At 72.2% G+C, this 19,252-nt stretch carries 16 protein-coding genes, 2 tRNA genes and 1 riboswitch; of the genes, 15 read left to right on the top strand and 3 right to left on the bottom strand.

All coding sequences use genetic code 11. The annotated features are described in order from the left end of the window. Nucleotides 1-26 precede the first annotated feature (26 nt). The 4 genes from QSK22_RS26230 (at nt 27) to QSK22_RS26215 (ending at nt 5,524) form a co-directional block, all read left to right on the top strand. Complete coding sequence (locus QSK22_RS26230) at nt 27-1,463, top strand: DUF2079 domain-containing protein (RefSeq protein WP_285497049.1); 1,437 nt, start codon at nt 27-29, stop codon at nt 1,461-1,463. A gap of 347 nt (nt 1,464-1,810) precedes the next feature. Further along, nucleotides 1,811-2,455 (top strand): thymidylate synthase family protein, encoded by a 645-nt coding sequence (locus QSK22_RS26225; RefSeq protein ID WP_285497048.1) that lies wholly within the window; start codon nt 1,811-1,813, stop codon nt 2,453-2,455. A 287-nt stretch (nt 2,456-2,742) separates the two neighbouring features. Beyond that, on the top strand, nt 2,743-4,332 hold the full coding sequence (gene serA, locus QSK22_RS26220) for a phosphoglycerate dehydrogenase (protein ID WP_285497047.1): 1,590 nt from the start codon (nt 2,743-2,745) through the stop codon (nt 4,330-4,332). A gap of 478 nt (nt 4,333-4,810) precedes the next feature. Then, nucleotides 4,811-5,524, top strand: coding sequence for a (2Fe-2S)-binding protein (locus tag QSK22_RS26215; protein ID WP_285497046.1), 714 nt, complete (start codon nt 4,811-4,813; stop codon nt 5,522-5,524). 31 nt (nt 5,525-5,555) lie between these two features. Here the strand turns inward: QSK22_RS26215 and QSK22_RS26210 are convergent, their stop codons facing one another. Both QSK22_RS26210 and QSK22_RS26205 read right to left on the bottom strand, forming a co-directional pair. Next, on the bottom strand, nt 5,556-6,293 hold the full coding sequence (locus QSK22_RS26210) for a CbtA family protein (protein ID WP_285497045.1): 738 nt from the start codon (nt 6,291-6,293) through the stop codon (nt 5,556-5,558). Between the two features lie 19 nt (nt 6,294-6,312). Next, a complete protein-coding gene (locus tag QSK22_RS26205; RefSeq protein WP_285497044.1) occupies nt 6,313-6,537 on the bottom strand; it encodes a CbtB domain-containing protein in 225 nt (74 codons plus the stop codon). A 34-nt stretch (nt 6,538-6,571) separates the two neighbouring features. Next, nucleotides 6,572-6,760: riboswitch (cobalamin riboswitch) on the bottom strand. Nucleotides 6,761-7,066: 306 nt separating this feature from the next. On the opposite strand from QSK22_RS26205, the gene QSK22_RS26200 reads away from it, so the two are divergent. From QSK22_RS26200 to cimA, 4 genes are all read left to right on the top strand, one after another. Beyond that, nucleotides 7,067-8,665: a cellulase family glycosylhydrolase gene (locus QSK22_RS26200; protein WP_285497043.1), complete on the top strand. Its 1,599-nt coding sequence runs from the start codon at nt 7,067-7,069 to the stop codon at nt 8,663-8,665. Nucleotides 8,666-8,864: 199 nt separating this feature from the next. Beyond that, a complete protein-coding gene (locus tag QSK22_RS26195) occupies nt 8,865-9,920 on the top strand; it encodes a 3-isopropylmalate dehydrogenase (RefSeq protein WP_285497042.1) in 1,056 nt (351 codons plus the stop codon). Between the two features lie 180 nt (nt 9,921-10,100). Further along, entirely contained in the window at nt 10,101-11,204 is a 1,104-nt protein-coding gene (locus tag QSK22_RS26190; protein WP_285497041.1) for a branched-chain amino acid aminotransferase, read from the top strand. Between the two features lie 246 nt (nt 11,205-11,450). Then, nucleotides 11,451-13,028 carry a citramalate synthase gene (gene cimA / locus QSK22_RS26185; protein ID WP_285497040.1) on the top strand — a complete coding sequence of 526 codons (1,578 nt, stop codon included), beginning with the start codon at nt 11,451-11,453 and terminating at the stop codon, nt 13,026-13,028. A 36-nt stretch (nt 13,029-13,064) separates the two neighbouring features. Here the strand turns inward: cimA and QSK22_RS26180 are convergent, their stop codons facing one another. Beyond that, the gene (locus QSK22_RS26180; RefSeq protein ID WP_285497039.1) at nt 13,065-13,442 is read right to left on the bottom strand and encodes an antibiotic biosynthesis monooxygenase family protein; all 378 of its coding nucleotides are present in this window, start codon (nt 13,440-13,442) and stop codon (nt 13,065-13,067) included. A 252-nt stretch (nt 13,443-13,694) separates the two neighbouring features. Between QSK22_RS26180 and QSK22_RS26175 the strand changes: the two genes are divergently transcribed. The 7 genes from QSK22_RS26175 (at nt 13,695) to QSK22_RS26145 (ending at nt 18,484) form a co-directional block, all read left to right on the top strand. Then, the gene (locus QSK22_RS26175) at nt 13,695-14,108 is read left to right on the top strand and encodes an SEL1-like repeat protein (RefSeq protein WP_285497038.1); all 414 of its coding nucleotides are present in this window, start codon (nt 13,695-13,697) and stop codon (nt 14,106-14,108) included. Between the two features lie 87 nt (nt 14,109-14,195). Beyond that, nucleotides 14,196-15,497, top strand: coding sequence for a cellulose binding domain-containing protein (locus QSK22_RS26170; RefSeq protein WP_285497037.1), 1,302 nt, complete (start codon nt 14,196-14,198; stop codon nt 15,495-15,497). Between the two features lie 119 nt (nt 15,498-15,616). Beyond that, nucleotides 15,617-16,381 carry a fumarylacetoacetate hydrolase family protein gene (locus tag QSK22_RS26165; protein WP_285497035.1) on the top strand — a complete coding sequence of 255 codons (765 nt, stop codon included), beginning with the start codon at nt 15,617-15,619 and terminating at the stop codon, nt 16,379-16,381. 61 nt (nt 16,382-16,442) lie between these two features. Continuing rightward, a complete protein-coding gene (locus QSK22_RS26160) occupies nt 16,443-17,075 on the top strand; it encodes a DUF2461 domain-containing protein (RefSeq protein ID WP_285497034.1) in 633 nt (210 codons plus the stop codon). Nucleotides 17,076-17,266: 191 nt separating this feature from the next. Next, nucleotides 17,267-17,338, top strand: a tRNA-Gln gene (locus QSK22_RS26155). Nucleotides 17,339-17,481: 143 nt separating this feature from the next. Beyond that, nucleotides 17,482-17,554 (top strand) — tRNA-Glu (locus tag QSK22_RS26150). A gap of 195 nt (nt 17,555-17,749) precedes the next feature. Then, a complete protein-coding gene (locus QSK22_RS26145; protein ID WP_285497033.1) occupies nt 17,750-18,484 on the top strand; it encodes an alanyl-tRNA editing protein in 735 nt (244 codons plus the stop codon). The last annotated feature ends 768 nt before the right edge of the window (nt 18,485-19,252 follow it).

The raw sequence follows: 19,252 nt of genomic DNA, 5'->3' as shown, positions 1-19,252 counted from the left end.
CCGAAGTCCGGCGACGGTCCGTGCGGGTGGCCGTACCCGTGGTGGCGATGGTCGCGGGCGCGGCGGCGGTGTACGCGGCGTTCTCCCTGCTGCGGCTGCGGACGTTCCGCGCCGGTACCTACGACCTGGTCATCTTCGACCAGGCCGTCCGGTCCTACAGCGAGTTCGGCGCGCCGGTGGCCATGGTCAAGGGCGTCCACAACGGTTTCGGGCCCGACTTCTCGATCCTGGGGGACCACTTCTCACCCATCCTGGCGCTGCTGGCTCCGCTGTACCGGATCCACGACGGGCCCGGCACGCTGCTGGTCGCGCAGGCGGTGCTGTTCGCCGCGGCGATCACGCCGATCTGGCGGTACGCGCGCCGCCGCCTGGGCACGCGCGCCGCCTACTGCGCCGCGGGCGCCTACGCGCTGTCCTGGCCGGTCGCCGAGGCGCTGGCGTTCGACTTCCACGAGGTCGCGTTCGTCCCGCTGCTGTCGGCGCTGGCGGTGGAGCGGCACGACGCGGGCCGCCGCGGCCAGGCCCTGCTGGCCGCCGCCGCGCTGCTGCTGGTCAAGGAGGACATGGGGCTGCTGCTGGCGGGTTTCGGCCTCTACCTGCTGACCCGGCACGGCGAACGCCGCCTCGGGGCGGGCCTGGTCGCCGCCGGGGCGGTCGCGACGTGGGCGGCGTCGCGGGTGCTGATCCCCGCGTTCGGCGGCGACGGCGACTACTACTGGGCGTACGGCTCGCTGGGCGACGACCTGCCGCAGGCCGTGTGGCACGTGCTGACGCGCCCGTGGGACGCGGTGATCACGCTGGTCACCCCGGTGACGAAGCCGTGGACCACGGCGCTGCTGGTCCTGCCGCTGCTGTTGCTGCCGCTGCGGTCGCCGATCACCCTGACCGTCGTGCCGCTGCTGGCCGAGCGCATGCTGGCCGGCTCCTTCCCCAACTGGTGGAAGCCCGAGTACCACTACAACGCCTTCCTGATCGCCGTGCTGGTCATCGCGGCCGTGGACGGCGCGGCGCGGCTGCGCTCCCCGCACGACCGCCTGGCCGCGCTGTGGGAGCGCGTGCGGCCCGACCGGTGGCCGGTGCACCCGCCCGTGGCCGGGGCGCTGCTGGTGGCCGCGGCCGTGACCGTGCCCTTCTTCGCCTTCGGCGACCTGGGGGATCCCTCGTACCTGCGGCGCGACGAGCGTGCGCGGGCCGCGGCCGAGGCGGTGGCCAGGGTGCCCGACGGCGTGCTGGTGGAGGCGGCGAACCGGCTCGGCCCGGCCCTGACGGCGCGCGCCCGGGTGCTGCTGTGGGACGAGCGCCCGCGCGGCGCGCCGTGGGTGGTGGCCGACGTGGAACGCCACACCTTCCCCTTCGGCTCGCTGGACGAGCAGCGCCGCCGCGTCCAGGTGCTCGTCGAGTCGGGCTACCGGAAGGTGTTCCGGTCCGGCGGCTATGTCGTCCTGCACCGTCCGGAGCGCTGACCCCGACGCCATTCGCGGGCCGCACGGGATCGGTAAGCCTCGCCGGTCACGATCGTCAGAAATCCCGGTGAAGATCCGGCCGGTCATTTTCGCCCTACCAATTGCGTCATGTTTGCTCGATACTGGAAGAAAATACGGGCGGCGAACGCGACACGCCGGGCGCACCAGCGCCGACACCGGTCCGCGTCCGCGTTCGCCGTGACGCTTGGGGCGGATGCTCATGGGTGGCGATCATTTTCCCGGCGGGCGCTGCTGCCCGGCGATGAATACCGGGCGCGCATTGTGGGGGGGAGATTTTTCTCCGATTCCGGCGGCGCGCGGACCCGATTGCGGCGAGGAGTCGTGAGGTGGCCGCGGCAAAGGAGCGGGCCGTCCGGCGCTGGGACTCCTGCGGCAGGGCGTGGATCGCGGTGCTGCGGCACGTCTGGACGGCCGGAGAGGCCGGCATGGACGACCGGGGGGCCATCATCGAGGGGCCCCCGATCGTTTTCGAGGTGACCTCGCTGACGTGGCAGGACCCGATCCTGCGCGAGCACGGGGAGGATCCGGACGGCGGGCGGCACGGGGCCGAGGGGCGGGGGCGGCCGTCGGCGGCGGCCGAGCGCGAGTGCGCCCGGCTGCGCGACCTGCAGGGCGCCGACCAGGTGCGCTGGGTGGTGGACCTGCTGCGCGCCCGGCCGTGGACCACCAGCGCGTGGATCTCCCTGGCCGTGCCGTGCGAGCCGCGGGACGCCGCGCCGTGCCTGGTGGCGCTGTCGTTCCGCATCCGCGCCTACACGCTGATGATGACGGCGATGTTCCGGGCGCAGAACGTCTACCGGGGCTACCTGTCCTACGTCCCGCTGCGGGAGGTCCAGTTGGAGGTGGCCGAGGAGCTGGGCCTGCCGCCGGGCCCGATGCGGGTGTTCGTCGACGTCCCGTACCTGAGGGTCGCCGACACCGAGCGCGTCGCGCGGATCCTGACCGCGTTGCCCGAGCCCAACGCGGCATGACGTCCGGCCGCCGGGTGCGCGGGGAGGGCGTACCGGGCGAGGCGGGTTCGTGAGGGACGGGTACGGGGGCAACTGGGGGCACCGGCAGTATAGGCGGGCGGGCCGCGGCGCAAGCGGGCGCCCGCGGCGGCTTCCGGAGGTGACGTAAGGGTCTATTCCGGGCGTATGCGGATGTGTCTCCACCGCCGTCGGGGCGCGCGGGCCGGGGGGTCTAAACTCGGTAGGTGCGGGGGCACGACGGGGTGACTCGCGATTTCATCTGCCCGACATCTTCCGAAGGATCTTCCTTGAGCAAGCCTGTCGTCCTCGTCGCAGAAGAACTCTCCCCGGCCGGAATCGCCGAGCTGGAGGCCGACTTCGACGTCCGGTACGTGGACGGGTCCGACCGGGCCGCCCTGCTGCCGGCGGTGGCCGACGTCGACGCGCTGATCGTGCGCAGCGCCACCAAGGTGACCGCCGAGGTGTTCCAGCACGCGAGCAAGCTGCGCGTGGTGGCCCGCGCCGGGGTGGGCCTCGACAACGTCGACGTCGAGGCCGCCACCAAGGCCGGGGTGATGGTCGTCAACGCCCCGACGTCGAACATCGTCACCGCCGCCGAGCACGCGATCGCGCTGCTGCTGGCCACCGCCCGGAACGTTCCGCAGGGCCACGCCGCGCTCAAGCAGGGCGAGTGGAAGCGCTCCAAGTACACCGGCGTGGAGCTGCAGGGCAAGACCGTCGGCGTGCTCGGCTTCGGCCGCATCGGCGTGCTGGTCGCCCAGCGGCTGGCCGCGTTCGACATGAACGTCATCGCCTACGACCCCTACGTGCAGGCGGCCCGCGCCGCGCAGCTCGGCGTCCGCATGGTCGGGCTGGAGGAGCTGCTGCGCGAGAGCGACTTCATCACCGTCCACCTGCCCAAGACCCCCGAGACCCTCGGCCTGATCGGGGACCGCGAGCTGCGCATGGTCAAGCCCAGCGTGCGCATCATCAACGCCGCGCGCGGCGGCATCGTCGACGAGGCCGCCCTCGACCTGGCGCTCAAGGAGGGCCGCGTCGCCGGGGCGGGCCTGGACGTGTTCAGCACCGAGCCGTGCACCGACAGCCCGCTGTTCCACCACGACAACGTGGTGGTCACCCCGCACCTGGGCGCCAGCACCCACGAGGCGCAGGAGAAGGCCGGCACCCAGGTGGCCCGCTCGGTGCGGCTGGCGCTGTCCGGCGAGTTCGTGCCCGACGCGGTCAACGTGCAGGGCGGCGCCGTCGCCGAGGAGGTCAAGCCCGGCCTGCCGCTGGCCGAGAAGCTCGGCCGCATCTTCACCGCGCTGGCCGGCGGCGTGCCGGTGCGGCTGGAAGTCGTGGTGCGCGGCGAGATCGCCGGGCACGACGTCAAGGTGCTGGAGCTGGCCGCGCTCAAGGGAGTGTTCGCCGACGTGGTCGAGGAGTCGGTGACGTTCGTCAACGCCCCGCTGCTGGCCCGCGACCGCGGCGTCGAGATCACCCTCACCACCAGCGACGACAGCCCCGACTGGCGCAACGTGGTCCAGGTGCGCGGCACCATGGGCGACGGCACGGTGGTCTCGGTCTCCGGCACGCTCACCGGCCCCAAGCACTACGAGCGCATCGTGGAGATCAACGGCTACGACATGGAGCTGTCGCCGACCGACCACATGGCGTTCTTCTCCTACAGCGACCGGCCCGGCATCGTCGGCGTGGTCGGTCGGCTGCTCGGCGACCAGGGCGTCAACATCGCCGGCATGCAGGTCGGCCGGGACGCCAAGGGCGGCACCGCGCTGATCGCGCTGACCGTAGACTCGGCCATCCCGACCCAGCTCATCGACGTGATCCGCGACGAGATCGGTGCCGAGATGGGCCGCCGCGTCGACCTCGACGGCTGATCTCGGGCGGCCGACCTCGGCAGGGGCGGGCGGAGCGCGCTCGGCGCACTCCGCCCGCCCCAGCCATGTCCAGGACACCCCCTACCTGCGGATTCTTCGCGGAGTGTCTCAGTATTCGGAAAGTTCGGCCACGGATCGGGACATTCCGGGAATCGGGCCGGTAACGTGGTCAGGGTCATGCGCTTGGTGGTACGCATCCTTCGCCGCCGCGGCGGGGCCTGACACGGCAGGCCGGCGACCCGCCGCGGAGCAGGATGCCGGCCGTAAGCCCGTCGCCCACTTTTCCGACGAACCACCACGAGGACTAGCGATCATGAGCGACTCCGGCAACACGCCCACGCCCGCCGACGACGCCGCCGAGGAGGCGGCCCGCGCGCTGCAGACAGCCCTGGACCGCCGCGACAACGGCGGCCGCTCCGCCCGCTGACCCGCGGTCCGCTCCCGCCGGACGGGCCCTGCGCCTGGAATGATCGCCGACATGGCGGCATTCGACCGGGCGGGAGCGGACGAGGTCCGCCGGGCGCTGGCGGACGCGGCCCGGCTGGGCCCCTACTTCCAGATCGCCACCGACCCCGCCGAAGCGGCCGACCCCGCCTGGCGGCCCCTGCCCGAACCCGACCCGGCGCGGCTCGGCGGGCTCACCGACGCCTACGCGCGGCGGCTGGGCACCTCCGAGCGCCGGGTGGCGGCGTCCATCCTCTTCCAAGGGCTGGCGTCGCGGCTGTGGTCACCCGTGGTGGCGGCCGCGGCGCACGGCGTCGTGCCCGACCTGTCCGGGCTGCACTGGCGCTGGGCCCCCGGCGCGCCGATCGCGCTCTGGTTGGCCGACCCCGGCGGCTGGCGCGCCGCCGGCGACCCCGCCGCCACCGCGAGGCTCGTGCACCGCACGGTCGTGGAGGGGCAGTTGCGGCCGCTGCGCGCCACGCTGCTGCGGGTCGTCCGGCTCGCGGACGGCCTGCTGTGGGGCGACGCGGCGGCGGCCCTCGCCGGGACGCTGCGCGCCGGCGCGCTCCGCCCCGAGCTGGCCGAGCCGGTCGGGACGCTCGTGCGGGAGCTGTTCGGGCATGCGCCGCTGGCGGGCACGGGCTCGTTCACCCCGGCCGGGTTCGTCCGCCGGAGCTGCTGCCTGTACTACCGGGTGCCGCCGGGCGGCGAGATGTGCGGCGACTGCGCCCTCCTGCGCCGCGCCTGAGCGTCCGGCACGGCGCAGGAGGGCGCGTCGATCAGGCCGCCATGGCGGCCGGTGACGGCCGCCGCTGGAAGGAGTGCTCGGCGAGCACGCCGAACACCAGGCCCAGCGTCGCCCACAGGACGACCTGGACGCCCAGCGACGCGATCCTGAAGTCCCACAGCACCGTGGCCGGGAACCCGTCGGCGACCGCGTCCGGCTTCGGTGTCAGCCGGTACACCAGCGCCAGCACGACCGCGAACCCCGCCGTGGTGGCGATCGCGGCGTTCCAGGCCCCCAGCTTGGGCAGCAGGCGGCGGAACACCAGGACGGCGGCGACGACCGACAGCACGCCCAGCGCCACCATGCCGAAGTACAGCGCGGTGCGGCCGCCGATCGTGTCCGGATTGCCGACGGCCGGGGGCGTCGGCGGGTACTTCAGAAACGGCACCAGCTCGACGGCGACGAACCCGCCCAGCGCGACCAGCGCGGCGGTGGCGCGGGCGCCGAACGCGCCGACGCGGCCGTAGGCGACCGCGAACGCGATCGCGAACAGCCCGCCGAGCGCGACGCCGTACACGCCGAGCGCGGTGATCAGCCCGGCCGTCTTCTGCACCGTGCGGCTGACCACCTCGTCCTCGTGCCCCCCGTGCCCCTCATGGGCGGCGTGGGCCTCCTCGAACGCGATGGCGTGCTCCACCTGCGGCTCTCCGTACAGCCAGGCGACGAGCAGCGCGAGCGCGGCCGCCGCCAGCCCCGCGAGCATGCCGCGGACCAGCAGTGTCCTCATCATCTGCGGACCCGCCCGCCCGTCAGTGGCAGGGGAAGCCGAGCAGGTGGCGGCCGTCGTGGGTGAACTCGTGCACCCAGTTGCCGCTGATGAGGGAGGTGGCGCCCTGCTCGGCGCCGACGAAGTAGATCAGCACCAGGCCGAGCACCGCGGCGAACACCGCCCACGGCAGGACCTGGCGGAGGGGGATGCGGACGGGTGCGGGACGCTCGCCGGCAGGCGTCGACGGAACGGCGGTCTGGGCCATCTTGAAAATCTCCTCACGGGGTTCACTCGCCCCGGTTGCGGGAGGACGACGGGTCAGTGTCCTGACTCCCAGATCAGCGCCTCCCGCCGACCTTCCAGCCGGGCGTGCGGCCGTGGTCGTGAGTGGGGGAGGCTCCCTGGTCACAGTGGCGGGACCGTCCTGGATTCGCACCAGGTTCCTGCGCACCGTCGCCTCGATGTGCACTTGTCGAGAAGAGCGTCCCCTTTGCGGCGGTTCAACGTCAAGTTCGGGTTCTGTGGCGGAGCGGGTGGTGGCGGGGGCGCGTCCGCCCGTGAAAGGGCGCTGTGCCGGACGCGGCGGCGCTTTGCGAGGTGAAACGGGTGCCGTGCGGGCGGGCGGCGTGAAAATCCGCCGCCCGGTCCGGGGTTCGTTGACCGTGCGGACGGCGTGTTCCCACAATCTCCGGCGATTCGCCCTCCGCGTTCGCTCCCACGAACCGCGCACCGCGACCGCACTCGCCTTCCCACCTGTTTCCCGACCTGTTCTCCGACTTGGAGGCGCCCGAGCCATGACCCGTCCCCCAGCAACACGACCACCGGTGGCGCGGGCGGTGGCCGCGCTGGCCGTCTGCCTGAGCCTGGTGGCCGCCGCGCTGACGGCCGTGCTCTTCCGCCCGCCGGGCGCCGCCGCGGCCCCGGCAGGCACCGGCACCGGCTACCTCAGCACCAGCGGCAACCGGATCGTGGACGCCACCGGCCAGACGGTCCGGCTGACCGGCATCAACTGGTTCGGCATGGAGACCGACAACAAGACCTTCCACGGCCTGTGGTCACGCGGCTACCGGTCGATGCTCGACCAGATGGCCGAGCTCGGCTACAACACCCTGCGCGTGCCGTACTCCAACGACGCGCTCAAGCCGGACGCCCAGGCCACCAGCGTCGACGCGGTCTCCAACCCCGACCTGGTGGGCCTGCACCCGCTGGAGATCCTCGACAAGGTGATCGCCTACGCCGGGCAGAAGGGCATGCGGGTGATCCTGGACCGGCACCGGCCGACCAGCGCGGGCCAGTCGGCGCTGTGGTACACCTCCGCCGTCTCCGAGACGACGTGGATCGAGGACTGGAAGGCGCTGGCCCGCCGCTACGCGGGCAACCCCACCGTGATCGGCGCCGACCTGCACAACGAGCCGCACGCCGACGGCACCGACCCGGGCGGCACCGGCGCGTGCTGGGGCTGCGGCGACCCGGCCCGCGACTGGCGGCTGGCGGCCGAGCGCGCGGGCAACGCCATCCTGTCGGTCAACCCCAACTGGCTGATCTTCGTCGAGGGTGTGAGCTGCCCCAGCGGCGGCAACCCCAACTCCTGGGACGACATCCCCGACGAGCACTGCGGCTGGTGGGGCGGCAACCTGTCGAAGGCCGGGGAGTACCCGGTGCGGCTGGACGTGCCCAACCGGCTGGTCTACTCGCCGCACGAGTACGGCATCTCCGTCTACCGCCAGCCCTGGTTCGACGCCGCCGACTTCCCCGACAACCTGCCCGCGATCTGGGACCAGCAGTGGGGCTACCTCTACAAGCAGAACACCGCCCCGCTGCTGCTGGGCGAGTTCGGCACCACCCTGGCCGACCCCAAGGACAAGGTGTGGCTGGAGAGGCTGCTCGCCTACACGGGCACCGGGGTCACGGGGATGAGCTTCACCTACTGGTCCTGGAACCCGAACTCCGGGGACACCGGCGGCATCCTCAACGACGACTGGACGACGGTGAACCAGGCCAAGCAGAGCATCCTGCAGCCGTACCTGATCCCGCCGACGCCCGGGGACGGCGGCGACCCCACGGACACGCCGACGGGCTCGGACGCCTGCGAGGTCGCCTACACGGTCGTCAACCGCTGGTCCGGGGGCTTCCAGGGCAGCGTGGACGTGACCAACACCGGCTCCACCGCGTTCCGGGACTGGACGCTGACGTTCGACGTCCCGCAGGGCGTCACGGTGTCCAGCGGGTGGAACGCCGAGTTCAGCCAGAGCGGCACCACGGTCACGGTCAAGGGCCCGTCCTGGAACGCCGACCTGGAGGCCGGTGAGACGGTGAACGTCGGCTTCACCGCCAACGGCAGCGACACGCCCCAACCGCAGGCGTACGCCGTCAACGGGACGTCCTGCGGCTGACCAGGGCGCGACCCGCCCCCGCAGCGGGGCGCCGCCCCCTTCCTCCGCCGAACCGGGGGGCGGCGCCCCCTCAAAACCGCGCTGAGCAGGGGCGGCGCCACCCGCGGAGCGCACCGCGGAGGGCGCCGAACACGAGACATCCATCCCACAAAGTGAGACCGATGCTCAGGAACTGAGACGTTTGCAGTAGAGTGCGCGCATGGCATCCCGCAGCATCCGTCTGGCCGTCATCCCCGGCGACGGGATCGGCCCCGAGGTCGTCGCCGAAGGCCTGAAGGTTCTGGACGCCGTCGCTCCGGCGCACGACCTGAAGTTCGAGCAGACCTCCTACGACCTGGGCGCCGCCCGCTGGCACCGCACCGGCGAGACGCTGCCCGATTCGGTCCTGGAGGAGCTGCGCGGCCAGGACGTGATCCTGCTGGGCGCGGTCGGCGACCCCAGCGTGCCCAGCGGCGTGCTGGAGCGCGGGCTGCTGCTGCGGGCCCGGTTCGAGCTGGACCACTACGTCAACCTGCGGCCGGTCAAGCTGTTCCCCGGCATGAGCACGCCGCTGTCGGGGGTCAAGCCCGAGGACGTCGACATGGTCGTCGTCCGGGAGGGCACCGAGGGCCCGTACGCGGGCGTCGGCGGCGTCCTGCGCAGGGGCACCCCGCAGGAGATCGCCACCCAGGAGAGCGTCAACACCGCCTACGGCGTCGAGCGCGTCGTCCGGTACGCCTTCGAGCAGGCGGCCTCCCGGCCCCGCCGCAAGCTGACCCTGGTGCACAAGGACAACGTGCTCACCTTCGCCGGCGACCTGTACCAGCGCGTCGTCAAGCGGGTCGGCCAGGAGTACCCGCAGGTCACCACCGACTACGTGCACGTCGACGCGGCCACCATGTTCTTCGTCACCGCGCCGCAGCGGTTCGACGTGATCGTCACCGACAACCTGTTCGGCGACATCATCACCGACCTCGGCGCCGCCATCGCCGGGGGCATCGGCCTGGCCGCCTCCGGCAACGTCAACCCCGACCGCACCGCGCCGTCGATGTTCGAGCCGGTGCACGGCAGCGCTCCCGACATCGCCGGGCAGGGCAAGGCCGACCCGACCGCCACCATCCTGTCGGTGGCCATGCTGCTGGACCACGTCGGCGCCCCCGAGGCCGCCCGCCGGGTCGAGCAGGCCGTCGCCGACGACCTTGCCGCCCGCCGCGGCCGCCCCGCCCGGGGCACCGCCGAGATCGGCGATGCGATCGCCGAGCGAGTAGCCGGCTAGGGCGCGCCCCGGCCGGACCGCTTACGCGAGACAAGCCACAGCACCGGGCGCGCCGACGCGGCGCGCCCGGTTTTTCGCGTGCGCCGCGATAGGGAGCAGGGCTGGACGAAGTACAACAATGAGGATAGGAATGCCCGGACGGCGACGGGGCCGGGCGGGCGATCCGGGAGAGGACCCACCATGAGCAGCACGCTGGACTTCGACATCAGGCTCTCCGAGCGGCGGCGCAGCACCGCCGAGCGCGAGGCGATCCTGGCCGATCCCGGATGGGGCCAGTACTTCACCGACCACATGATCACGATCCGGTACGCCGAGGGGAAGGGCTGGCACGACGCCCGGCTCGAACCGTACGGCCCCCTCGCCCTCGACCCCGCCAGCCAGGTCCTGCACTACTCGCAGGAGCTGTTCGAGGGGCTCAAGGCGTACCGGCAGGCCGACGGGTCCATCGTCACCTTCCGCCCGTACGCCAACGCCGCCCGCATGAACCGCTCGGCCCGCCGCATGGCCATGCCGGAGATCCCCGAGGAGCTGTTCGTCCGGTCGCTGGAACTGCTGGTCGAGACCGACCGCGACTGGGTGCCGACCCGGGAGGGGCACAGCCTCTACCTGCGGCCGTTCATGTTCGCCACCACCCGCGCCCTCGGCGTCAACAGCCCCGCCGACGAGTACCTGTTCGTGGTGATCGCCTCCCCGTCCGGCAACTACTACGCCAAGGGGATCCGGCCGGTGTCGGTCTGGCTGTCGCAGGACTACACCCGGGCCGCGCCCGGCGGCACCGGCGAGGCCAAGACCGGCGGTAACTACGCCGCCTCGTTCGCCGGGCAGGCCCAGGCGGTGGCCCACGGCTGCGACCAGGTGGTCTGGCTGGACGCGATCGAGCACCGCTGGGTCGAGGAGGTCGGGTCGATGAACCTGGTCTTCGTGTACGGCTCGGGCGCCGACGCGCGGCTGCTCACCCCCGCCCTCACCGGCACCCTGCTGCCCGGCATCACCCGCGACTCGCTGCTCAAGCTCGCCCCCGACCTCGGCATCCCGGTGGAGGAGGGCAAGATCAGCATCGACGAGTGGCAGGCGGGCTGCGAGTCCGGCGAGATCACCGAGGTGTTCGGCTGCGGCACCGCCGCGGTGATCAGCCCGGTCGGCAGCGTCAAGGCCGCCGACCGCGCCTGGACGATCGGCGACGGCGAGGCCGGCCCGGTCTCCATGCGGCTGCGCGAGGAGCTGATCGGCATCCAGTACGGCAACCGCCCCGACCCCTACGGCTGGGTCCACAAGATCTGCTGACCGTCCGCGGTCCCCTCCGGCGCATAGGTCACAAAAGGGCACATCCGTCTCATCAGGCGAGACCGATGTCTCAACAGCGCGGCGGATGTGGCAGACTGTGACCACCATGCGCCTCAGCCTTGTCATTATCGGCTGGCGCGCCGGCGACTGATTTCGGGACACCGCCGGCGCGCAGACCTCTCACGTCCGTGAGAGGTCTTTTTTATTCCGGCGGGGCTGCTTTCCATCCCTGGAGGGGACTGCGACATGCACGGCGACGGATTCCACGTCTACGACACCACGCTGCGGGACGGCGCGCAGCAGGAGGGCCTCAACCTCTCCGTCGGCGACAAGCTCGCCATCGCGCGCCACCTGGACGACCTCGGCGTGAGCTTCATCGAGGGCGGCTGGCCCGGCGCCAACCCCAAGGACACCGAGTTCTTCCGGCGGGCTCGCACCGAGCTCGGCCTGAAGCACGCGCAGCTCGCCGCGTTCGGCGCGACCCGCCGACCCGGCACGAAGGCCGCCGACGACCCCCTGGTGGCCGCCCTGCGCGAATCCGGCGCGCCGGTCGTGACGCTCGTCGCCAAGAGCCATGACCGGCACGTCGAACTGGCCCTCCGCGCCACCCTGGAGGAGAACCTCGCGATGATCCGCGACACGGTCTCCCACCTGCGTGCGGAGGGCCAACGAGTCTTCCTGGACGCCGAGCACTTCTTCGACGGCTACCGGGCCAACCCCGCCTACGCGCTGGAGGTCGTGCGCACCGCCGCCGAGGCGGGCGCGGACGTGATCGCGCTGTGCGACACCAACGGCGGCATGCTCCCCGACGAGCTGGCCGACATCGTCCACGAGGTGGTGGGCGTGGGCGCCCGGGTCGGCATCCACTGCCACGACGACTCCGGCTGCGCCGTCGCCAACTCGCTGGCCGCGGTCAAGGCGGGCGCCACCCACGTCCAGGGATGCGCCAACGGCTACGGCGAGCGCAGCGGCAACGCCAACCTGTTCACCGTGATCGGCAACCTGCAGCTCAAGCGCGGTATGCGGCTGGTGTCCGACGAGCAGCTGGCCGAGATGACCCGCATCGCGCACGCCGTCTCCGAGGTCACCAACGTCGTGCTCGGCTCCCAGCAGCCGTACGTGGGGGTGTCGGCGTTCGCGCACAAGGCCGGGCTGCACGCCTCGGCGGTCAAGGTGGACCCCGACCTGTACCAGCACATCGACCCGGCCGCCGTCGGCAACGACATGCGCATGCTGGTGTCCAGCATGGCCGGCCGCGCCTCGGTCGAGCTCAAGGGCCGCGAGCTGGGCTACGACCTGTCGGGGGAGAAGGCACGCAAGGTCGTCGAGCGCGTCAAGGAGCTGGAGTCGGCCGGGTACACCTTCGAGGCCGCCGACGCCTCGTTCGAGCTGCTGCTGCGCGAGGAGCTGACCGGGGTGCGGCAGCGGCACTTCGAGGTCGAGTCGTGGCGGGCCATCGTGGAGCGCCGCCCCGACGGCTCCATGGTCACCGAGGCCACCGTCAAACTGCACGCCAAGGGCGAGCGGATCGTCGCCACCGGGGAGGGCAACGGGCCGGTCAACGCGCTCGACAACGCTTTGCGCCTGGCCCTGGAGCGGCTCTACCCCGAGCTGGCCCGGCTGGAGCTGGTCGACTACAAGGTGCGCATCCTGGAGGGCGCGCACGGCACCGGCGCCCGCACCCGCGTGCTGATCGAATCCACCGACGGCGACCGCGAGTGGGGCACCGTCGGCGTGGAGGAGAACGTCATCGCCGCGTCCTGGCAGGCCCTGGAGCAGGCCGTCACCTACTGCCTGCTGCACGCCGGCTACGAGGCGAGCTGACCGCCCGGGCGCGGGCGCGGCGGCGCGCCGGGCGGCTCAGCCGGACGCGGGCTTGGGGTCGGCCTCTTCGACGATCTCGAAGCTCCACAGCTCGGCCGCCGTGGCCGCCGGACCGCCGTGCCCGTGCCCATGGCCGTGGCCGTGGCCGTGGCCGCCCGCGCGCTCGGCGTCCGCGGCCGCCTGGGCGTGGCCGCGCTGGAAGGCCTGGCTCTGCGTCCAGCGCTCGAAATCCTCTTCGCTGCGCCAACGCGTGTACACCAGGTAACGGTCGGTGCCCTCGACGGGGCGCAGCAGCTCGAAGTGCTCGAACCCGTCGGCGGACTCCACCAGCCCCGCCCGGCCCGCGAAGCGCTTCTCCAGCTCCGCGCGCATCTCCTCGCTGACGGTCAGCACGTTGATCTTCACGACGGACACGGTCACGCCCCTTCGGTCGAACCTGTCGGCGATCACCACAACCGTACGCGGCTCGGTGCTCGCGCCGCCTGCGGGGGGACGGTCTGCGGACGGCCCGGCGAGGTCTTTGCCGGCTTGTTGCCAAAGCCGGCAAATCAGTGGCGAAACGGGATGCCGGTCGCCACGATATGTAGCTTGGCCGGTGTCGCCGTCTGTTGACGTCTGCTGACGCCGAGCCGTCGAGACCTGTGACCGAAACTCCGGAGCGCCGTCATGTCCGTCCCCTCCTCGCGTCCCCAGCCGCTGGGGGACCCGCGTCCGGCGGGGAGAGCGAAGGACGGCGCGTTCAGCGAGTGGCCCGACTTCGCCTACTGGCTCGGCACGCTGTACGAGAGCGAGGGCGACCTGGAGCAGGCCGCCGGATGGCTCCGGCGCGCCGCCGAGTCCGGCCATCCGCGCGCCGCGCTGGCGCTGGTGGACGTGCTGGGACGGCTCGCCGACGAACGGCCGCCCGGCGCCTGCGACGTGCTGCTGGCCGAGGCGACCCGCTGGCTGTCGGTGGCCTGCGCGTCCAGCGGCCGGGACGCCGCCGCCCCGGACGCCATCGAACTGGTTACCGACATGCTCAACCGCCACCAGCGGCGGGCCGCGCGGCGCGGTGTGCCCGAACCTGCCGCCACATCCTGAAGGTCCGATTTCCGGCGACCCTGAACCGGTCGCGTCCGCCCGTCGTCGCATCGTCAGTAGACGACGCAGTGCGGAAAGGTGACGCAGGTGAGCGGTCACGAACCGGGACAGGCGCCCCCGGACCACCGGACGACGGCCGAGTTCGGTATCCCCAGAATCAAGGCCGACAGCACTGCCGTGGACGCCTCGCCGGACCCTGACGCCACGTCCGTGGACGGCCCCTCCGGGCGCCCCGCCCGTGCCGACCGCGCCGACCGCGCCGCCGGGACGGCGACGCACGAGTCGGCCACCGTGCCGGGCGTGGAGCCGTGGACGATGCAGTTCGGCTCCGCGGCCGAGAGCGGCAACGCCGTCGAGGATGCGCCGCGAACCCCTGACGTCACGTCGGTGGACGGCCCGTCCGGGCGCTCGGCTTCCGCCGGCCGCTCTTCTGAGGCGGCGACGGGTGAGTCGGCTGCTGCGTCGGGTGAGGAGCCGTGGACGATGCAGTTCGGCTCCGAGGCCGAGAGCAGCGAGCCCGGCGAGCAGTCCGCCGTCGGCGAAGTGCCACCCACCCCGTACACGCTGGCATCCGCCATGGCCGAGATGCCCGCCGCCCCCGCGGAGCCGCAGCCCGACGGTCAGACGCCGAAGGCGGACAACGCGCCGACCGGGCCGCACATCGAGTCCCCGAGCCCGCCGCTCGGCGTGCCGGCGAACCCGGCCCCCGACGTGTCGGCGAACCCGGCCTTCGAAACACCGAACCGCAAGCGGCGCCTGCTGGTGCCGGCCGTCGTGCTGGCGGTCGTAGCCGTCGTCGCCGCGGCCGGTGTCGTCGTGTTCACGTTGGGCGGCGGTGAGGACGGGCCCGAGGCGACCCGGCGGTCGCCGGCCGCGTCCCCGACGGCGCCGGGCGGCGGCACCCCGACGTCCGCGCAGCCGTCGTCGTCCCCGGGCGCCGAGGAGCCCGCGCCGTCCGAGTCCCCGGGGGCGGCCGCGCAGCCGTCCTCGCAGGCGCCCGGGTCCGGCGGGGCCGATCCGTCCGCGGGCACGGCCGACGAGCCGCCGCCCCTGTCCGCGCCGCCGCCCGGGCCCCTGGTCCGCGGCGAAGGGATCACCTACCAGGTCGTCCAGCAGGACCCCGGCTACTTCGAGGGCGAGTTCGCCGTGACCAACCGGACCGGCGCGCCGCTGACGAACTGGCGGATCACCTTCGAGGTGCCCGGCGCCAACGTCAAGAACATCTGGGGCGGACGGCTGGTGCGCGGCGGGTCCGCGGTGGAGATCCGCAACGTCGAAGGCGCCCGGCCCATCCCGGTCGGCGCCACCTGGCAGGTGCGGTTCGGCGCGGAGGGCACCCCCTCCGACCTCGAGAACTGCCGGGTGAACGGCTCTCCGTGCGGTTTCTGACGGCCGATCCTGCGGCGGCCTCAGCACCGCGGCGCGGTGGAAAATGCGCCTCTTGGGGGCTGTCCGGGCGGGTGACCTGCTGGACGGGACGTTCCGGGACCCGTACTAGGCTTCCGGACATGCGCATCGCCAGGTTCTCCACCGAGGAGGGCATGTCCTTCGGGGTGGTCGAAGAGAACACCGTCGCCGCGGTCGCGGCCCATCCGTTCGGTGAGCTGACCTTCACGGGCGTGCGGTACCCGCTGGCCGACGTACGGCTGCTGGCGCCGATCCTGCCCAGCAAGGTCATCGCGATCGGCAAGAACTACGCCGACCACGCCCGGGAGATGGGCGGCGAGCCCCCCGCCGAACCGGTGATCTTCGCCAAGCCGTCCACCGCCGTCATCGGCCCCGGCGAGGCGATCGCCTACCCCGAGAAGCTGTCGCAGCGGGTCGACTACGAGGGCGAGCTGGCCGTGGTGATCGGTCGGATGTGCCGCGAGGTGCCCGCCTCCCGCGTCCCCGAGGTGATCCTCGGCTACACCTGCGCCAACGACGTCACCGCCCGCGACCTGCAGAAGAAGGACGGGCAGTGGACGCGGGCCAAGGGCTTCGACACCTTCTGCCCGCTCGGCCCCTGGATCGAGACCGAGGTCGACCCGTCCGACCTGGCCATCAGCACCTCCGTCAACGGCGAGGTCCGCCAGGACGCCCGCACCTCGCTGCTGCTGCACGACGTCCCCGCGCTGGTCGAGTACGTCAGCCAGGTCATGACGCTGCTGCCCGGCGACGTCATCCTGACCGGCACCCCGGCCGGGGTCGGCCCGCTGGAAATCGGCGACGAGGTCACCGTGCGCGTCGAGGGCATCGGCGAGCTCACCAACCGCGTGGTGGCCCGCGAATAGCCCGTTCCGTCGTACCCGGCGCGTAGCGTGGACCCGTCGTGACCGGGGATGAGGGGGCGCCGTGACGTTCACCGGCTTTCCCGGCGAGGCGTTCGACTTCTACGCCGGGCTCCTCGCCGACAACTCCAAAAGCTACTGGGCCGCGCACCGCGACGCCTATGAGCGTTGCGTGCGCGAACCCATGCTGGCGCTGTGCGCCGAGCTGGAGGAGGAGTTCGGGGCGGCCAAGCTGTTCCGCCCCTACCGCGACCTGCGGTTCTCGCCTGACAAGACGCCCTACAAGACCCACCAGGGCGCGCACGTCGGCGGGTATTACGTCCAGATCGACGCCGACGGGCTGATGGTGGCTGGCGGCATGTACGCGCCGACGCCCGAGCAGCTGCGGTGCTACCGGGAGGCCGTGCAGGGGCCGCCCGGCAAGCAGCTCCAGGCCATCGTTGACGAGCTGCGCGCGGCCGGTCTACAGATCGCGGGCGACCGGCTCAAGACCCGGCCGCGCGGCGTCCCCGCCGACCATCCCCGGCTGGACCTGCTGCGGCACCGCTCCCTGTACGCCCACCACGGCTGGCCCGCCGACCCCTGGATGGAGACCCCCGAGGTGGTGCACCGGGTGCGCGAGTATTGGCGCCGGCTGCGCCCCCTGGTCGAATGGGGCCACGACCACATCGGCCCGCCCGACTTCACCCGCCGCTGAACGCGTTGGGGCGCCCGCCTCCGGGGCGACGCCCTCCCGCCCCGGGCCTTCGTCGCTGCGTGACCGCGCCCCATCGGCCACTGCCGCACCGCCTGTCGGCTAATCGTTTTGGTCCGCGGTCCCCGGTTCCTGTATTCTCTTCGAGGCGCGAGCGACCGGCCGGGTAACCTCGGCGGGGAGCCGTACCACAGTGGGGTATGGTGTAATCGGCAGCACGACTGATTCTGGTTCAGTTAGTCTAGGTTCGAGTCCTGGTACCCCAGCTGGGTCCCCCCCGATCTTGATCGGTAAGACCCGCCTCCTTGGTCCGAAGCGATTCACCGAGAATCGATTCGAACAAAAGGAGATCGTCCGGTAAGCTGGGCGAGGCCCGAGCGAGAGATCGCAAAGGCCGAACAAAAGACAGGCCCCCGTCGTCTAGTGGCCTAGGACGCCGCCCTCTCAAGGCGGTAACGGCGGTTCGAATCCGCTCGGGGGTACCGATGAAACCGCAGGTCAGGGATTTCCGACCTGCGGTTCGCGCTTTTATGGATCTTCATCCGCGTCCCGGCCGGGCAATTCCCGATCCCACCCGCGCCCTGCCCGTCCCAGAGGCCGCATGTGGCCGAGGTGGTGATTGTGAAAGAGGCCGCGTCTGCGCCTCCGCCGCCCCATGCTCCGCCTAGAGTCGGTACATGGGGTCGTACCACCATGGGCGCACCGCCCGTCTCGAACTCGACGACCAGACTCTGCGCGAATGGGACGCGGTCGTGCTCGACGCCGACGCCGAGGGCATCGTTCTCGACCGGTCGGCGTTCTATCCCGGCGGGGGAGGGCAGCCGCCGGACCACGGCGTGCTGTTGTGGCAGGGGGTCCAGACCCGCATCGCGGGCGTCCGCAAGGGCGACGACCTGCGGCTCATCCCGGTCGAAGGCGATCCGATCCCGCCCGTCGGCACGTCCGTGCGCGGCGCCGTGGAGGACGAACGCCGCACCGCTCTGATGCGCACCCACTCGGCGCTCCACCTGCTGTGCGGCGTGGTCTTCCGCGACTACGGCTGCCCCGTCACCGGCGGCAATATGGAGCCGCTGGTCGCCCGGATGGATTTCGATCTTCCCGAGGTGCCGCCGGGCTTCAAGCAGACGATCGAGGAGGCCTGCAACGCCGAGATCGCCAAGGACCGGCGCATCGACGTCAAAACGCTGCCGCGCGCCGAGGCGTTCGCGATCCCCGACATCATCCGCACCGCCACCAACCTCGTCCCGCCGGAGGTCGAGGACGTGCGCATCGTCGACATCGTCGGCCTGGACACCCAGGCGGACGGCGGCACCCATGTCGCCTCCACCCGCCAGATCGGTCGCATCACGGTCGCCAAGGTCGAGAACAAGGGCCGCGGCTTCCGCCGGATCCGCATCAAAATCACCGACTGACGCCCTCCCCCGCGGGGACTCGTCCGTCGCCGGGCACGGCTCGGCGGTGAAGCGGGATTCCGCGCCTGGCGATCACCACGAGACAGGCGGCGTCGCGACGCGGATGTGCCGTGATGCGATCCAACAGCGGTGTGCGGACGCCCGGCGAAGCGGCGCGAGCCCCCGTCTCCATCTGAGCTGCGGCCACGCAGGTGCAGGAGCAGTGCGACGAGTCGACAACGTTCGCTGTACGTCACCTGCCGACGGCGGCTGACCGAGTGGCCGTCCTTCCAGCCGGTGAAGTGACGGTGCTCCGACCGCTCGCGGGGTAGGGCCGTGAAGCCCGACGGTCGGAGAGTCAACGCATTGCTTTACGGTGACGCGGCATGGATGATCTCCCCAACGCGTCGTCCGGTTCGGACGCTTCGGCCGTCCCGGCGGCCGCCCCGCGTCGTCGATGCGGCTGACCGATCGACGCTGTGGTGCCGGGGACGCCGGGCACTTCGCCCTTCTCAGCGACGCGACGCCACGCTGCCGTCGGCCGAGCGCCGAGCGTGGCGCGGACGCTGCCGAACGGCCCGGCCAGGCGCTGACCGCGCCCGTCGGCCGGCGCCCTGGTCGGCCCGGACTTTCAGAAGAGCCGGAACCGATCCATGGAAGATCGCGTCCGTGTGTGTTGTCGCGGTCCATCCAGTGGGGGGAGTGCCCGGAGGATGTTCGGTGTGGTGCGTCCGTGCAGGCATGTGCTGTGCGGGGGGCTGTTTGAGGACTGGTTGGCGCATCTGTGCG

The sequence above is a fragment of the Actinomadura sp. NBRC 104425 genome, assembly GCF_030269545.1.
GTDB classification, from domain to species: domain Bacteria; phylum Actinomycetota; class Actinomycetes; order Streptosporangiales; family Streptosporangiaceae; genus Spirillospora; species Spirillospora keratinilytica.
The sequence above is the reverse complement of the archived record's forward strand: the minus strand, read 5'-3'. Positions and strand labels throughout refer to the sequence as shown.

Coding starts and splice junctions, on each gene's coding strand:
- QSK22_RS26205 (WP_285497044.1), bottom strand. CDS start 6,537: ATGGCCCAGACCGCCGTTCCGTCGACGCCTGCCGGCGAGCGTCCCGCA.
- QSK22_RS26195 (WP_285497042.1), top strand. CDS start 8,865: ATGGCATCCCGCAGCATCCGTCTGGCCGTCATCCCCGGCGACGGGATC.
- QSK22_RS26165 (WP_285497035.1), top strand. CDS start 15,617: ATGCGCATCGCCAGGTTCTCCACCGAGGAGGGCATGTCCTTCGGGGTG.
- cimA (WP_285497040.1), top strand. CDS start 11,451: ATGCACGGCGACGGATTCCACGTCTACGACACCACGCTGCGGGACGGC.
- QSK22_RS26215 (WP_285497046.1), top strand. CDS start 4,811: ATGGCGGCATTCGACCGGGCGGGAGCGGACGAGGTCCGCCGGGCGCTG.
- QSK22_RS26145 (WP_285497033.1), top strand. CDS start 17,750: ATGGGGTCGTACCACCATGGGCGCACCGCCCGTCTCGAACTCGACGAC.
- QSK22_RS26175 (WP_285497038.1), top strand. CDS start 13,695: ATGTCCGTCCCCTCCTCGCGTCCCCAGCCGCTGGGGGACCCGCGTCCG.
- QSK22_RS26190 (WP_285497041.1), top strand. CDS start 10,101: ATGAGCAGCACGCTGGACTTCGACATCAGGCTCTCCGAGCGGCGGCGC.
- QSK22_RS26210 (WP_285497045.1), bottom strand. CDS start 6,293: ATGATGAGGACACTGCTGGTCCGCGGCATGCTCGCGGGGCTGGCGGCG.
- QSK22_RS26200 (WP_285497043.1), top strand. CDS start 7,067: ATGACCCGTCCCCCAGCAACACGACCACCGGTGGCGCGGGCGGTGGCC.